Consider the following 14369-nt stretch of genomic DNA (forward strand, 5'->3'; position numbering starts at 1 on the left):
GCGCCCACTCGGACACGAACGACGCGGTGTCGGTCAGTCCTCGTCGCACCGCTCGGGGCAGCCCCCGTCGGAGACCTTCCAGACCAGCTCGCGCAGGGTCGCCAGCTCCCGCCCGCTGAGCCCGGCGAGCAGCCGGGAATCCGACATGACCTGCTGCACCCGGGCCCGCACCTGCCGTCCCGGCCCGGTCACCACCAGCGTCTTCTGCCGCCGGTCGGCGGGGTCGGCGTGCCGCTCGACCAGCCCGGCCCGTTCCAGCTTGTCCACCAGGGCGGTCACGTTGGAGCGGTCGCAGCCCAGCCCGGCGGCGAGGTCACGGGCCGGCAGCGGCCGGTCGGGGTCCAGCTCGTGGAGCGCCCGCGCGGTCGCGGGGGTCAGCCCCAGCTCGGCGATCTCCATGCCCTGCTGGTGGCGCAGCGCGGCGGCGATGTGCGTGATACGGCGCACCACGTCGCCCGCCAGCGCCGCGCGGGCGGGATCCGCCGGGGTGGAGGGGACGGTGTGCTGCGCCATGCCGCACATCCTACTTTCGGCCGACAGTTCGGCACCCGGACCGCACGGGGTCTGCCGGCGGCACGACACCCCTTGCCGGGGACGCCGACCCGCGCGTATGGTCTGTTCAGAACTTATTGAACGTTCGAAACGAGGAGTCATGACGGAAGCGTCCGCCCAGCGCCACTACGCCGAGGAGGCCGCCGTCGTGCTGAGCGGGCTCGGCCTGCCACCGGCGTACGGCAAGCTGCTCGGCTGGCTGCTCGTCTGCGACCCGCCGTGGCAGACCAGCGCCCAGCTCGCCGAGGGGCTCGGGCTCTCCAAGGGCTCGGTCAGCACCGGCATGCGGATGCTGGAGACCAGCGGGCTGGCCCGGCGGGTGCCGGTGCCGGGCCACCGCGGGCACGCCTACGAGGTCAGGCCGGACGCGATCATCCGCATCGCCGCCGACGCCGCCAAGTTCCGGGTGTTCCGCCAGCTGATGGAGCAGGGGCTGACCGTCGTCGGCGGCGAGGACGCGCCCGGCAGCGAACGGCTGCGGGTGATGCGGGACTTCTACGCGTTCGTCGAGCGCGAGGTGCCGAAGCTCGTCGAACGCTTCGAGGCCGAGTACGACAAGAGGGGAGGCAACGATGGCTGACCCCGCCATCGAGACCGGCGAACTGGTCAAGACCTACGGGCGCAACCGGGGCCTGACCGGGCTGGACCTGCGGGTCGAGCGCGGCGAGGTGTACGGGTTCCTCGGTCCCAACGGAGCCGGCAAGTCCACCACGATCCGGCTGCTGCTCGACCTGATCCGCCCGACCAGCGGCCGGATCAGCGTCCTCGGCGCGGATCCCCGCCGCGACGGGGTCGCCCTGCGCCGCCGGATCGGCTACCTGGCCGGCGACTTCGTCGTGGACGGCCGGCAGAGCGCCCGGGAGCTGCTCACCTACCTGGGCAATCTGCGCGGCGGGGTGCCCCGGGCCCGGATCGACGAGTTGGCCGCCCGGCTCGACCTGGACCTCGGCCGGCGGATCAGAGGGCTCAGCAAGGGCAACCGGCAGAAGGTCGGCGTGGTGCAGGCTTTCATGCACGACCCGGAGCTGCTGATCCTCGACGAGCCGACCAGCGGGCTCGACCCGTTCCTCCAGCAGGAGTTCCTGTCGTTGGTGCGGGAGGCGCGCGCCGACGGCCGGACGGTGTTCATGTCCTCGCACGTCATGAGCGAGGTGCAGCAGGCCGCCGACCGGGTGGGCATCATCCGCGAGGGCCGGCTGGTCACCGTGGCGCGGGTCGAGGAGCTGCGCGAGCGTGCCGTACGCCGGGTGGAGGTCACCTTCGCCGAGCCGGTCGCCGAGGCGGAGTTCGCCGCCCTGCCGGGCGTGAGCGAGGTGACGGTCGCGGGAACGACCCTGCGCTGCCGCCTCGACGGGCGGGCCGACGCGCTGGTCAAGGCGGCCGCCGGGCACACCGTGATCGGGCTGCTCTCCGAGGAGCCCGATCTCGAGGAGTTGTTCTTCGGCTACTACTCGCGCGAGGAGTCCGTCCGTGCTGCTGCGTGACCCGTTCACCAAGGCCCTCTACGACGCGCGCCGGTCGCTGTTCGGCTGGACCGTGTCGATCGTCGCCGTCGGGGCGATGTACGCCTCGTTCTGGCCGACGATGCAGACGCCGGAGATGACGAAGGCGTTGGAGGCGTACCCGGAGGGGCTGCTGGAGGCGTTCAACTACAGCGACCTCACCAGCGCCGCCGGCTACCTCGGCAGCGCCGTGTACGGCCTGCTGGTGCCGCTGCTGGTCGCCGTGTTCGCCATCGCCGCCGGGGCCCGCGCGGTGGCCGGCGACGAGGAGGCCGGCACGCTCGACCTGGTGCTCGCCCACCCGGTCGGCCGGACCCGGCTGGTCCTGCTCCGCCTCGCCGCGGTGGCTGTCGGCATCGTGGCGGTGGCCGTCCTGCTCGGCCTGGCGATGGTCGCGCTGAGCGGGCCGTCGCAGTTCGACGGCATCGGCGTCGGCGGCTTCGCGGCGATGACCCTGCACCTGGCCCTGTTCGGGCTGGCCTTCGCCGCGCTCGCCTTCGCTGTCGGCGCGGCCACCGGGCGGCGGGCCGTGGCGCTCGGGGTCAGCGCCGCGGTGGCCGTGCTCGGCTACCTGGCGAACTCGGTCCTGCCCCAGGTGCGGGGGCTGGCCTGGACGCGGGAGCTGTCCCCGTTCCACTGGTACCTGGGCGGCTCGCCGCTGCTCGACGGCGTGCAGCCGGTCGGGGCGCTGCTGCTCGCCGGCGCCACCGTGGCGCTGGCCGCCGTCGGCGCGGTCACCTTCGCCCGACGCGACATCGCGGTCTGACCCGAAGCACGGAACGCGCCGTCGCGGTCGGAACGGGCGGTGCGGAACGCGCCGTCGCGGCCCGACCGGGCGGCTCGGAGCGCGCCGTCAGCCGGGCAGGAACGAGAAGCGGACGCTGCGGGTGGGGTTGTCGCCGTTGGGGTCGACCAGGCAGACCGACTGCCAGGTGCCCAGCGCCAGCCGGCCGTCGACCACCGGCAGCGTCGCGTACGGGGGGACGAAGGCCGGCAGCACGTGGTCGCGCCCGTGCCCGGGCGAGCCGTGCCGGTGCCGCCAGCGGTCGTCGGTGGGCAGCAGGTCGTCGAGCGCGGCGAGCAGGTCGTCGTCGGAACCCGAGCCGGTCTCGATGATCGCCAGTCCGGCGGTGGCGTGCGGCACGAAGACGTGCAGCAGGCCGTCGCCCTGCCCGGCGACGAAGCGCTCGGCCTCCGCCGTGATGTCCCGGACGGTGGGCCGGGCCCCGGTCTGGACGGTGATCACCTCACTGCGCATACGACGCATTCTGCCCGAGGCGGTAGCCGGCCGCCCAACTCCCACCGGCCTGGCCGGTTGCGCAAAGTTACCGACGGGTACCTGTGTCGCGCGTCGCGTCTCCGGGCGGTGGGCGTGACGGCGGGTGCCACCAGGGGGCAGGATGGCGCTAGAGACCTATCCCACACAGAACCGAGGGAACGCCTGTGGCTACGGAACGCAAGCGCCCGGTGATCACCGCTGGTCTGCCGAGCCAGCTTCCGGACATCGACCCTGAAGAGACCGGCGAATGGGTCGAGTCGCTCGACGGTGTCATCGACGAGCGCGGGACCAAGCGCGCCCGCTACGTCATGCTGCGCCTGCTGGAGCGGGCCCGCGAGCGCCAGGTCGGGGTGCCGTCGCTGACCACCACCGACTACATCAACACCATCCCGCCGGAGCGCGAACCGTGGTTCCCGGGTGACGAGCACGTGGAACGGCGGATCCGGGCGTACGTGCGGTGGAACGCGGCCATGCTGGTGCACCGGGCGCAGCGCCCCGAGATCGGCGTCGGCGGGCACATCTCCACCTTCGCCAGCTCGGCCTCGCTCTACGAGGTGGGCTTCAACCACTTCTTCCGCGGCAAGGACCACCCGGGCGGCGGCGACCACATCTTCTACCAGGGCCACGCCTCCCCCGGCATGTACGCGCGGGCGTTCCTGGAGGGGCGGCTGACCGAGCACCAGCTCGACGGGTTCCGCCAGGAGCTGTCACACCCGGGCGGCGGCCTGCCGTCGTACCCGCACCCGCGGCTCATGCCGGACTTCTGGGAGTTCCCCACGGTCTCGATGGGCCTGGGCGGGCTGAACGCGATCTACCAGGCGCGGTTCAACCGCTACCTGCACCACCGGGGCATCAAGGACACCTCGGACCAGCACGTGTGGGCGTACCTGGGCGACGGCGAGATGGACGAGCCGGAGACGCTCGGCGCGATCGGCGTGGCCGCCCGCGAGGAGCTGGACAACCTCACCTTCGTGATCAACTGCAACCTCCAGCGCCTCGACGGGCCGGTGCGCGGCAACGGCAAGGTCATGCAGGAGCTGGAGGCGTTCTTCAGGGGCGCCGGCTGGAACGTCATCAAGGTGGTCTGGGGCCGGGAGTGGGACCCGCTGCTCGCCGCGGACACCGACGGCGCGCTGGTCAACCTGATGAACACCACGCCCGACGGTGACTACCAGACCTACAAGGCGGAGTCCGGGGCGTACGTCCGGGAGCACTTCTTCGGCCGCGACCAGCGGACCCGCAAGATGGTCGAGGACCTCAGCGACGACGAGATCTGGAACCTCAAGCGGGGCGGGCACGACTACCGCAAGCTCTACGCGGCCTACAAGGCGGCGATGGAGCACACCGGTCAGCCGACCGTCATCCTGGCCAAGACGATCAAGGGCTGGACGCTGGGCTCGCACTTCGAGGGCCGCAACGCCACGCACCAGATGAAGAAGCTGACGCTGGAGGACCTGAAGACCTTCCGCGACCGCCTCTACCTGGACATCCCGGACAAGGCGCTGGAGGACAACCCCTACCTGCCGCCGTACTACACGCCGGGCGAGAAGTCCGACGAGATCGCCTACCTCAAGGAGCGGCGCCAGCAGCTCGGCGGCTACCTGCCGTCGCGGCGCTCCGGGCAGAAGCGGCTCGCCATCCCCGGCCCGGAGCGCTTCGCCGACGTCAAGCGCGGCTCGGGCAAGCAGAAGGTGGCCACCACGATGGCCTTCGTCCGTCTGCTCAAGGACGTGATGAAGGACAAGGAGTTCGGCAAGCGCTGGGTGCCGATCATCCCGGACGAGGCCCGCACCTTCGGCATGGACTCGCTCTTCCCGACGCAGAAGATCTACTCGCCGCACGGGCAGCGCTACACCTCGGTCGACCGGGAGCTGTTCCTGTCGTACAAGGAGTCCACCGGCGGGCAGATCCTGCACGAGGGGATCAACGAGGCTGGCTCGGTCGCCTCGTTCACGGCGGCGGGCTCGGCGTACGCCACCCACGACGAGCCGATGATCCCGATGTACATCTTCTACTCGATGTTCGGGTTCCAGCGCACCGCCGACGGGCTGTGGGCCGCCGCCGACCAGATGGCCCGGGGCTTCCTGCTCGGCGCCACCGCCGGCCGGACCACGCTCAACGGCGAGGGGCTCCAGCACGAGGACGGCCACTCGCTGCTGATCGCCGCCACCAACCCGGCGGTGGTCGCGTTCGACCCGGCGTTCGCGTTCGAGATCGCGCACATCGTGGAGAACGGCCTGCACCGCATGTACGGCGAGGCGCAGGAGAACGTCTTCTACTACCTGACGATCTACAACGAGCCGATCCTCCAGCCGGCGGAGCCGGAGGGGGTGGACGTCGAGGGCGTGCTCAAGGGCATCTACCGCTACTCCCCCGCCCCGTCGGTGGGCGACGACGCGCCGAAGGCCAACGTGCTCGCCTCGGGCACCGGCATGCAGTGGGCGCTGAAGGCGCAGCAGCTGCTGGCCCAGGACTGGGGCGTGGCCGCCGACGTCTGGTCGGTGACCTCCTGGACGGAGCTGCGCCGCGACGCGGTGCAGTGCGAGGAGCACAACCTGCTCAACCCGGGCGGTGAGCAGCGGGTGCCGTACATCCAGCAGAAGCTGGCCGACGCCGAGGGCCCGAAGGTCGCGGTCAGCGACTGGATGCGCGCGGTGCCGGACCTGATCGCCCGCTGGGTGCCCGGCGACTACACCTCACTCGGCACGGACGGCTTCGGCATGTCGGACACCCGGCACGCCCTGCGCCGGCACTTCCACGTCGACGCCGAGTCGGTGGTGGTCGCGACGCTGCGGCAGCTGGCCCTGCGCGGCACGGTGCCGGCGAACGTGCCGGCCGAGGCGGCCAAGAAGTACGCCATCGAGGACGTGAACGCGGCCCCGGTCGGCGAGACCGGCGGCGACAGCTAGGACGTACCCGACGAAGGGCCCGGCGCGGGTGCGCCGGGCCCTTCGTCGTCGCCGGTCGGGCCGGGCCGTGGCGGCGCGTGAAGCGGAACGGCGGTGGTCCCGGGGGTCCCTGGCGGGGACACCGGGCCACCGCCGTCGCGGGTGACGCCAGGACGTGCCCGGCTCAGCCGACGGCGGCCAGATCGGTCAGCCGGGCGAGCGAGTCCTCCAGGTCGGCGCCGACCCTGCGCAGGCCGAGGCGGAGCAGGGCGGCCTTGACCGGACCGGCCGGCCAGCGTACGACGATGAGTCGCACGATCGTCCCGCCCTCCTCCTCGTCCGCGGTGAGCTGGACGTAGATCTCGGTGCGCGCCTCCGCCCGGGCACCGGCGCCCTTGGCGCGTTCGCGCCAGCCGATCAGGGTCGGCTCCTGGTAGGCGATCACCTCGGCCTCATGCGCCGCGCCACGTCCGGCCTGGACGAGTTGTCGGCGCCCGAAGCCCTCTCCCGAGAGCACCTCGGCCGCGCGGACCCCCGCCAGCCAGGCCGGCAACTGCTCGGCCCGCTGCACGACGTCCCAGACCGCTTCCATCGGCGCCATCACGTGCGCACTGCGTTCCACGAGGATCATTTCCGTCTTCCTCCAGTGAGGACATCCCACGATATCGGCACTCTATGCGCAAATTCGGACGTACCTGGACGGGTTTGGAAAAGACACGCCGAAATCCATTGCGCTGCGGCGCCGGAAGACCTATGGCGCATCGATCGACGGCGCTCTAGAGTCGCGAACACGATTCACGTACGCCGGGAGGGCGCATGTCGACCGCAGCGATGCCCGAGTTCCCCGCCGGATTCCGCTGGGGAGTGTCCACCTCCGCCTACCAGATCGAGGGCGGCGTCGGCGAGAACGGGCGGGGAGCGTCCATCTGGGACACCTTCGCCCACTCCCCCGGGCGGATCGCCGACGGCAGCACCGGCGACGTGGCCTGCGACCACTACCACCGGCACGCCGAGGACGTCGCGCTGCTGGCCGGGCTGGGCGTCTCGGCGTACCGCTTCTCGATCGCCTGGCCCCGGGTGCGGCCCACCGGCGACGGCCCGGTCGACGCGCGCGGCCTGGACTTCTACGACCGGCTCGTCGACGACCTGCTCGCCCACGGCGTCGATCCCGTCGCCACGCTCTTCCACTGGGACCTGCCGCAAACCCTCGAGGACGCGGGCGGCTGGCTGAACCGCGACACCGCCCACCGCTTCGCCGAGTACGCCGACGCGACCGCCGCCCGCCTCGGCGACCGGGTGAAGCTCTGGATCACCCTCAACGAGCCGTTCATCCACATGAGCCTCGGCCACGGTACGGGCGAGCACGCCCCCGGCCGGACGCTGCTCTTCGACGCGTTCCCGGTGGCCCACCACCAGCTCCTCGCCCACGGTCTCGCCGTCGCCGCGCTGCGGGCGCGCACCGCGAGCCCGGTGGCCATCGCGAACAACTACTCGCCGGTGCGCCCGGCCGGGGACGCCGCCGCCGACCGGGCCGCCGCCGCGGCGTACGAGGCGCTGCACAACCGCCTCTTCACCGACCCGCTGTTCGGCCGGGGCTACCCCGCCGAGCTGGGCTTCGACACTGCCGTGGTGCGCCCCGGCGACCTCGACGTGATCGCCGCGCCGATCGACGTGCTGGGCGTCAACTACTACAACCCCACCGGCGTACGCGCCCCGCAGGAGGGCTCGCCCCTGCCGTTCGAGTTCGTGCCGCTCGACGGGTACCCGCGCACCGCCTTCGACTGGCCGGTCGCCCCGGACGGGCTGCACGAGCTGCTCGGCTGGCTGCACCGCACGTACGCCGACGACCTGCCGCCGATCCAGATCACCGAGAGCGGCTGCGCGTACGACGACGCGCCCGACGCCGACGGCCGGGTGCACGACCCGGAGCGCATCGCCTACCTCGACGGGCACCTGCGCGCGGTACGGGCGGCGATGACCGAGGGCGTCGACGTGACCGGCTACTTCGTCTGGTCGCTGCTGGACAACTGGGAGTGGGCGGAGGGCTTCACCAAGCGCTTCGGCCTGGTGCACGTCGACTTCGACACCCAGCTCCGTACGCCCAAGTCCTCGTACGCCTGGCTGCGCGACCTGATCGCCCGGCCGTGACCACCGTCGACCCCACGCCGGCGTCGCTGCCGGCGGCGCTCGCCGAGCCGACCGTGCCGGTCCGGCGGGGCTGGATCGCGCTGATCTTCGCCGCGAACCTCGGGGTCTGGATGGCGTTCTTCACGCCCATCCAGGTGCTGCTGCCGCAGCAGCTGGAGCGGATCGCGCCGGCCGACAAGGAGACCGCGCTCGCCGTGGTCACCGGCCTCGGCGCGCTCGCCGCGGTGCTCGCCAACCCCCTCGCCGGGGCGCTGTCGGACCGCACCTGCCTGCGGCTGGCCGGGCGGGAGTTCGGCCGCCGGCACGTGTGGACCGCCGGCGGGGCGCTGCTCGGCGCGGCGGCCCTGGTGCTGCTCGCGCAGCAGCGCACCGTCGCCGGGGTAGCGCTCGGCTGGGTGGCCGCGCAGGTCTGCTTCAACGCCATGCTGGCCAGCCTGACCGCCGCCGTGCCGGACCGGGTGCCGGTCGTCCAGCGGGGCGGCGTCTCCGGCTGGGTCGGCATCCCCCAGGCGCTGGGGCTGGTGCTCGGCGTGGTGCTGGTGAGCGGCACCGCCGCCGGCTACGCCACGATGGCGGTCGCCGTGCTGCTGCTGGCGCTGCCGTTCGCGCTGCTCACCGCCGACGACCCGCTGCCCCGGGCGCACCGCCCGGCGCTGCGCTGGCGCGCGCTGCTCGCCTCGATGTGGGTCTCGCCGCGCCGGCACCCCGACTTCGGCTGGGCCTGGATCACCCGCTTCCTGGTGCAGCTCGGCAACGCGCTCGGCACGCTCTACCTGCTCTACTTCCTCACCGACGAGGTGCGCCACCCCGATCCCGAGGGCGGCCTGCTGGTGCTGATCCTGCTCTACACGGCCGGTCTCGCGGCCACGGCCGTGGTGGCCGGCCGGCTGTCGGACCGCTCCGGCCGGCGCAAGGTCTTCGTCATCACCGCCGGCGGGATCATGGCGGTCGCCGCGCTGCTGCTGGCCGTCGCACCGGTCTGGCCCGTGGCCGTGGCCGCCGCGCTGCTGCTCGGCGCCGGGTACGGCGTCTACCTGTCGGTGGACGCCGCGCTCATCACCCAGGTGCTGCCCGCCGCCACCGACCGGGCCAAGGACCTGGGCGTGATCAACATCGCCAACTCGGCCCCGCAGGTGCTCGGCCCCGCGATCTCCGCCCCGCTCGTGGTGCACCTCGGCGGCTACCCCGCGCTCTACGCGGCCACCGCGGCGGTCACCGTGCTGGGCAGCGTGCTGGTGCTGAAGATCCGCTCGGTGCCCTGAGGCGTACCCCTTGACCTAATCCGGTCGCGCGCCGCCGTAGGCTGGGGGACGTGACGGTACGTGTGCGCTTCGCCCCCTCCCCGACCGGGATGTTCCACGTCGGCGGTGCCCGCTCGGCGCTGCAGAACTGGATCTACGCCAAGCAGCAGGGCGGGGTGTTCGTGCTCCGCATCGAGGACACCGACGCGGCCCGCAACAAGCCGGAGTGGACCGAGGGCATCCTCTCCGCGCTGGACTGGATCGGCATCGAGCGCGGCAGCTACGAGGGCCCGTACTTCCAGTCCGAGTACGCCGGCGAGCACCGGGCCGCCGCCGCGCGGCTGCAGGCGTCCGGCCGCGCCTACTACTGCGACTGCACCCGCGAGGCCGTGCAGGCCCGCACCGGCTCGCAGTACCAGGGCTACGACGGCTTCTGCCGGGACCGGGGCCTGCCGGCCGGCGAGGGACGCGCCCTGCGCTTCCGTACGCCCGACGAGGGCGAGACCGTGGTGGTCGACCTGATCCGCGGTGAGCCGACCTTCGAGAACAAGCTGATCGAGGACTTCGTCATCGCCCGGGGCGACGGCTCGCCGGTCTTCCTGCTCGCCAACGTGGTCGACGACATGACCATGGGGATCACCCACGTGATCCGGGCCGAGGAGCACCTGCCCAACACCCCGAAGCAGCAGCTGCTGTGGGACGCCCTCGGGGTCAAGCCGCCGATCTGGGCGCACGTGCCGGTGGTGGTCAACGAGAAGCGGCAGAAGCTCTCCAAGCGCCGCGACAAGGTGGCCCTGGAGGCGTTCCGGGACGAGGGCTACCTCGCCTCGGCGATGCGCAACTACCTGATGCTGCTCGGCTGGGCGCCGTCGGGCGACCGCGAGATCGTCGAGTGGTCGGTGATCGAGCAGGAGTACCGGCTGGAGGAGGTCAACCCCTCGCCGGCGTTCTTCGACGAGAAGAAGCTCCGGGCGTTCAACGGCGAGTACATCCGGGCGCTTCCGGTCGAGGAGTTCGTCGAGGCCTGCCGGCCGTGGCTGACGGGCACCGGCACCATCGCCCCGCCGCCGTGGCAGCCGGAGGAGTTCGACGCGGACGCCTTCGCGGCCGTGGCCCCGCTGGCGCAGACCCGGATCGCGCTGCTCAGCGAGATCGTGCCGAACGTCGACTTCCTCTTCCTCGCCGCGCCGCTGATCGACGAGGCCGCCTGGGCCAAGGCGATGAAGGAGGGCTCGGCGGAGCTGCTGGACGCCGCCACGGCGGCGTTCGAGGCGCTGGAGTCGTGGGACGCGGAGACGCTCAAGTCGACGCTGGAGGCCGTCGGCGCCGAGCGCGGGCTCAAGCTCGGCAAGGCCCAGGCCCCGGTACGCGTCGCGGTCACCGGCCGCACCGTCGGGCTGCCGCTGTTCGAGTCGCTGGAGGTGCTCGGCCGCGAGCGCACCCTGAGCCGGCTGCGCGCCGCCCGGGTCCGCCTGGTCTGAGCCCCGGTCGCCTTCCCGACCGCCACGAGCGCTCCGTCGGGAAGGCGTCCGCGCCGGCAGGTGGCCCGCACGCCGGCGCGCCGCGCACGGCGTACCTCCCTCAGCGCCCGGACCGGTCGGTCCGGGCGCTGAGGCGTCGGGGGCTCGTGCCGCTCAGCGGCCGGCCGAGCGGCGGCGCAGCAGCAGGCCGGCGGCGAGGGCGGCGAGCAGGAGCACGCCGCCGAGCGCCCACAGCCAGCCGCGCCCGCCCGAGTCGTCGCTCTCCTTCGCCGCCGGCACCGCCGCCGTCGGCGAGCCCGTGCCCGCCGACTCGGGCGCGGCCGAGGTCGGCCCGGTCCCGGGCGACGGCGGTACGGCCGACGCCGGAGCGGTCGGCGACTCGGCGGGGGTGCCCGTGGTCAGGGTGAACCGCACCTCGCCGGTGACCGGGTGCCCGTCGCTGGAGGCCACCCGGTAGTCGACGACGTAGAGCCCCGCCCGGCCCGGCTTGAACGGCATGCTCACCCGGGACCCGGAGAAGGTCGGGGCACCGCCCAGCGCGGCCACGTTGTCCGGACCGGTGACTGTGATCTTCGTCGTATTCGGGTCCACCTTGGCCAGGAACCGCAGCTCGATGCGGGCCGGCGCCTCGGCCACCCGGGCACCGTCGCGCGGATCGCTGCCGGTCAGCGAGTTGTGGGCGGCCGCCGGCGCGGCCGGCAGCAACAACGACACACCGAGCGCCACGCCGACCACCACTGGCCAGGTGAGCGCCACTCGTGGGAATCTGCCCCCCATGAACCCCTCCGTAAAGGTACGATCCGCCCGCTGATCCACGGCCGCCGTTCATTGGTCGGGCCGGGATCACAGATAGTTCCAATTACTGTTCCACGAGCTGCAACCGATCGACGTTCTGCGCAGTCTTGAGGGTGGCGCCCTGCACGGGTTCGGTCACCCCCGTCAGCCAACCAACGCGTGACCTGCAGCAAGCCATCCATCGAACGGGGCGAGGAGGCGGCGATGGTCCGAACGATGCGGCGGCTGGTCGCGGTGTTGACGGGCGGGCTCGCGGCGGCGGTCCTGTCGCTCGGCCCGGCCGAGACGGCGACGGCGGCACCGAAGCCCCCGCCGGCCGGGGTGCAGATCACCGGCGAGGGGCTGGCGGAGCCGCTGCGGCTGCGCGCCGAGGCCCAGCCCGCGCACGTGGTGGCGATCATCGACCAGGTCAACTTCCTCGGCCGTACGGGGCAGGCCAAGGGCCCGAAGGCCGCCGACCTCGGTCCGAAGTACACCGTCGTGGTCTACGCCGGTGACGTCCCGAAGCAGACGTACGACCTCTACCCGAAGGCGGTCGGCGGGCCGCGCGTCTTCCGCCCGGCCAAGCAGCCGGACGCCCGCAAGACCGCCGCGGGCTGGTTCCTCGGCCGGCTCAGCATGTCGGAGACGCTCCGCACGGCCGGGGTCCCGCTGGAGCGGCAGTTCGACACCGTCAGTGGCGGCGTCGGCGGTGGCGAACGGGTCATCCCGGAGGACGCCCTCAACCCGGCGAAGGACATTGACGAGGCGCTCGGCGAGTTGCAGCGACTGCTGCTGCTCAACGTCGCGGTGGTGCTGGTCATCACCTCGGGGCTCGCCGGTATCGCGCTGCTGGTCCGCCGCCGCACCCGCTGACCCGCCCCGGCCGGGGGCACACGCCCGAACGACGGCCGGGTGCGCGGGGCCGGGTCAGACCTCCAGGACCACCTTGCCGCGGATGTGCCCCGCCTCCACCAGGCGCTGTGCGTCCGCCGCCTGCGCCAGCGGGAACGTCCGTTGCACGTGGACGGTCAGCCGGCCGGCGTCGACCAGCCCGGCGAGCACGCCCAGATCCACGGTCGACGGCTTGACGAACAGGTAGCTGCCGCCCAGCCGGGTGACGTGCTCCGGGTCGGCCGTGGAGATCAGCCGAGCGGGGCGGGTGATCAACTCGGCGGAGGCGTCGAGCGCGTCGCCGCCGAACAGGTCGAGCACCACGTCGACCCCGTCGGGCGCGACCGCGCGGACCCGGTCGACCAGCCCGGCGCCGTACGTGACCGGCTCGGCGCCCAGCGACCGGACGAAGTCGTGGTTGCCCGCGCCGGCCGTGCCGATCACGCGATCGGCGCCGAGCGCCCGGGCGATCTGCACCGCCAGGTGGCCCACCCCGCCGGACGCCCCGTGCACCAGCACCGTGTCGCCGGCGCCGGTGCGGGCCGACTGGAGCGCCTGGTACGCCGTCAGACCCGCCAGGGGCAGGCCGGCCGCCTCGGCCCAGGACGCCTGGACCGGCTTGCCCGCCAGCGTCCGCTCGGGCGCCGGCACCAGCTCGGCGTACGTGCCGTACTGGACGTGGTCGCGGCGGACGTACCCGACGACCTCGTCGCCCACGGCGAACCCGGTGACCGCCGGGCCGACCGCCTCGACCACCCCGGCCGCGTCCCAGCCCGGGACAAGCGGAAAGTGCCCGGGGATCGCGCCGGACAGGTGCCCCTCGCGCACCTTCCAGTCGACCGGGTTCACCCCGGCCGCCCGCACCCGCACGAGCACCGTGTCCGGGCCGACCGGCGGGTCGGACAGGTCCCGGACGGTCAGCAGGTCGGCCGGGCCGTACGCGTCGATCGCGATCGCCTTCACACCGACCACGCTAGCGGCCGGACGGCGTCGCCGTGGTCAGCACCAGCGGCGCGGCGGGCGCTCGCGGCGGGTCGCGCGCTGCTGGGGGCGGACCGGGCCGTGCCGGTGCGCGCCCGCCCAGCCGGGCAGGTCGCTGCGGCAGCCCCGCGCCACCGCCGACTCGACCTCGCCGGCCGGAGCCGGCTCCGCGACGCGCTGCCGGGGCACGGTGACCTCGTCATCGGGGCGCTCCGGGGCGCGGGCCGGGTGCTCCGGCGCGTGCGCCGGGAACCCGCCGGGCAGCCGGCGGTGCTTGGCCGCCGCCGGCTGCTCGTGGTGGCCCGGCCGGCAGGGCTCGCCCTGGGCGCAGCCGTGCTCGGCCTCCCCGTGCGCCATCGGAGTCTCCTCACGTTCGCCCCGCCCGCCGGGATAGCTCCGACGGGCCCTGCCACCGTACTGGCCGCCACCGACCCTCCCATCAGCCACCCGACTCCCCCACCCCACCCATCCCCCTCCCCTCGCGATCATGGAGTTGTGGTGGGAATTTCGTACACCTGTGCAGCTTTCGTCCCCCCACCACACCTGCACGATCGGCGGAAACCCGGGGTGTAGGGGGTGTGGTGGGATCTGGGGGTGGGGGTATGGGGTGGGGGGCGTGGGCGGGACGT

At 73.2% G+C, this 14369-nt stretch carries 14 protein-coding genes; 8 read left to right on the forward strand and 6 right to left on the reverse strand.

Translation table 11 applies throughout. The annotated features are described in order from the left end of the window. Positions 1 to 33: 33 nt before the first annotated feature. On the reverse strand, positions 34 to 513 hold the full coding sequence (locus AC5L34_RS22170; RefSeq protein ID WP_441175030.1) for a MarR family winged helix-turn-helix transcriptional regulator: 480 nt from the start codon (positions 511 to 513) through the stop codon (positions 34 to 36). 139 nt (positions 514 to 652) lie between these two features. Between AC5L34_RS22170 and AC5L34_RS22175 the strand changes: the two genes are divergently transcribed. The 3 genes from AC5L34_RS22175 to AC5L34_RS22185 are packed head-to-tail and all read left to right on the forward strand — an operon-like array spanning position 653 to position 2820. After that, positions 653 to 1132, forward strand: coding sequence for a GbsR/MarR family transcriptional regulator (locus tag AC5L34_RS22175; RefSeq protein WP_441175031.1), 480 nt, complete (start codon positions 653 to 655; stop codon positions 1130 to 1132). Next, a complete protein-coding gene (locus AC5L34_RS22180) occupies positions 1125 to 2036 on the forward strand; it encodes an ABC transporter ATP-binding protein (RefSeq protein ID WP_441175032.1) in 912 nt (303 codons plus the stop codon). The genes AC5L34_RS22175 and AC5L34_RS22180 overlap by 8 nt, the downstream gene beginning before the upstream one ends. Next, positions 2023 to 2820, forward strand: coding sequence for a DUF2705 family protein (locus AC5L34_RS22185; protein WP_494826791.1), 798 nt, complete (start codon positions 2023 to 2025; stop codon positions 2818 to 2820). The genes AC5L34_RS22180 and AC5L34_RS22185 overlap by 14 nt, the downstream gene beginning before the upstream one ends. 87 nt (positions 2821 to 2907) lie before the next feature. On the opposite strand, the gene AC5L34_RS22190 is transcribed toward AC5L34_RS22185, so the two are convergent. After that, complete coding sequence (locus tag AC5L34_RS22190; RefSeq protein ID WP_363900337.1) at positions 2908 to 3312, reverse strand: YjbQ family protein; 405 nt, start codon at positions 3310 to 3312, stop codon at positions 2908 to 2910. 185 nt (positions 3313 to 3497) lie between these two features. On the opposite strand from AC5L34_RS22190, the gene aceE reads away from it, so the two are divergent. Further along, positions 3498 to 6242, forward strand: a complete 2745-nt coding sequence (gene aceE / locus AC5L34_RS22195; protein ID WP_494826793.1) for a pyruvate dehydrogenase (acetyl-transferring), homodimeric type — start codon at positions 3498 to 3500, stop codon at positions 6240 to 6242. A gap of 163 nt (positions 6243 to 6405) precedes the next feature. Here aceE and AC5L34_RS22200 read toward each other — a convergent pair whose 3' ends face one another. After that, positions 6406 to 6852, reverse strand: a complete 447-nt coding sequence (locus tag AC5L34_RS22200; protein ID WP_088999023.1) for an SRPBCC family protein — start codon at positions 6850 to 6852, stop codon at positions 6406 to 6408. Positions 6853 to 7037: 185 nt separating this feature from the next. Here AC5L34_RS22200 and AC5L34_RS22205 point away from each other — a divergent pair, with 185 nt between their 5' ends. From AC5L34_RS22205 to gltX, 3 genes are read left to right on the forward strand one after another with little or no spacing between them, the layout of a single operon-like run. Beyond that, the gene (locus AC5L34_RS22205; RefSeq protein ID WP_494826796.1) at positions 7038 to 8369 is read left to right on the forward strand and encodes a GH1 family beta-glucosidase; all 1332 of its coding nucleotides are present in this window, start codon (positions 7038 to 7040) and stop codon (positions 8367 to 8369) included. Next, complete coding sequence (locus AC5L34_RS22210; RefSeq protein ID WP_494826797.1) at positions 8366 to 9631, forward strand: MFS transporter; 1266 nt, start codon at positions 8366 to 8368, stop codon at positions 9629 to 9631. The genes AC5L34_RS22205 and AC5L34_RS22210 overlap by 4 nt, the downstream gene beginning before the upstream one ends. A gap of 50 nt (positions 9632 to 9681) precedes the next feature. Next, positions 9682 to 11091 (forward strand): glutamate--tRNA ligase, encoded by a 1410-nt coding sequence (gltX, locus tag AC5L34_RS22215; protein WP_494826799.1) that lies wholly within the window; start codon positions 9682 to 9684, stop codon positions 11089 to 11091. 153 nt (positions 11092 to 11244) lie between these two features. Here gltX and AC5L34_RS22220 read toward each other — a convergent pair whose 3' ends face one another. Next, the gene (locus AC5L34_RS22220) at positions 11245 to 11868 is read right to left on the reverse strand and encodes a copper resistance CopC family protein (protein ID WP_494826801.1); all 624 of its coding nucleotides are present in this window, start codon (positions 11866 to 11868) and stop codon (positions 11245 to 11247) included. 222 nt (positions 11869 to 12090) lie between these two features. Here AC5L34_RS22220 and AC5L34_RS22225 point away from each other — a divergent pair, with 222 nt between their 5' ends. After that, positions 12091 to 12741, forward strand: a complete 651-nt coding sequence (locus AC5L34_RS22225; protein WP_441175038.1) for a hypothetical protein — start codon at positions 12091 to 12093, stop codon at positions 12739 to 12741. 54 nt (positions 12742 to 12795) lie between these two features. Here the strand turns inward: AC5L34_RS22225 and AC5L34_RS22230 are convergent, their stop codons facing one another. Both AC5L34_RS22230 and AC5L34_RS22235 read right to left on the reverse strand, forming a co-directional pair. Next, entirely contained in the window at positions 12796 to 13722 is a 927-nt protein-coding gene (locus AC5L34_RS22230; RefSeq protein WP_441175039.1) for an NADP-dependent oxidoreductase, read from the reverse strand. A gap of 36 nt (positions 13723 to 13758) precedes the next feature. Next, positions 13759 to 14097 (reverse strand): hypothetical protein, encoded by a 339-nt coding sequence (locus AC5L34_RS22235; RefSeq protein ID WP_441175040.1) that lies wholly within the window; start codon positions 14095 to 14097, stop codon positions 13759 to 13761. Positions 14098 to 14369: the final 272 nt, after the last annotated feature.

It is taken from the genome of Micromonospora sp. ZG13, assembly GCF_059359355.1.

Coding starts and splice junctions, on each gene's coding strand:
- AC5L34_RS22170 (WP_441175030.1), bottom strand. CDS start 513: ATGGCGCAGCACACCGTCCCCTCCACCCCGGCGGATCCCGCCCGCGCG.
- AC5L34_RS22175 (WP_441175031.1), top strand. CDS start 653: ATGACGGAAGCGTCCGCCCAGCGCCACTACGCCGAGGAGGCCGCCGTC.
- AC5L34_RS22180 (WP_441175032.1), top strand. CDS start 1,125: ATGGCTGACCCCGCCATCGAGACCGGCGAACTGGTCAAGACCTACGGG.
- AC5L34_RS22190 (WP_363900337.1), bottom strand. CDS start 3,312: ATGCGCAGTGAGGTGATCACCGTCCAGACCGGGGCCCGGCCCACCGTC.
- AC5L34_RS22200 (WP_088999023.1), bottom strand. CDS start 6,852: ATGATCCTCGTGGAACGCAGTGCGCACGTGATGGCGCCGATGGAAGCG.
- AC5L34_RS22205 (WP_494826796.1), top strand. CDS start 7,038: ATGTCGACCGCAGCGATGCCCGAGTTCCCCGCCGGATTCCGCTGGGGA.
- AC5L34_RS22220 (WP_494826801.1), bottom strand. CDS start 11,868: ATGGGGGGCAGATTCCCACGAGTGGCGCTCACCTGGCCAGTGGTGGTC.
- AC5L34_RS22225 (WP_441175038.1), top strand. CDS start 12,091: ATGGTCCGAACGATGCGGCGGCTGGTCGCGGTGTTGACGGGCGGGCTC.
- AC5L34_RS22235 (WP_441175040.1), bottom strand. CDS start 14,097: ATGGCGCACGGGGAGGCCGAGCACGGCTGCGCCCAGGGCGAGCCCTGC.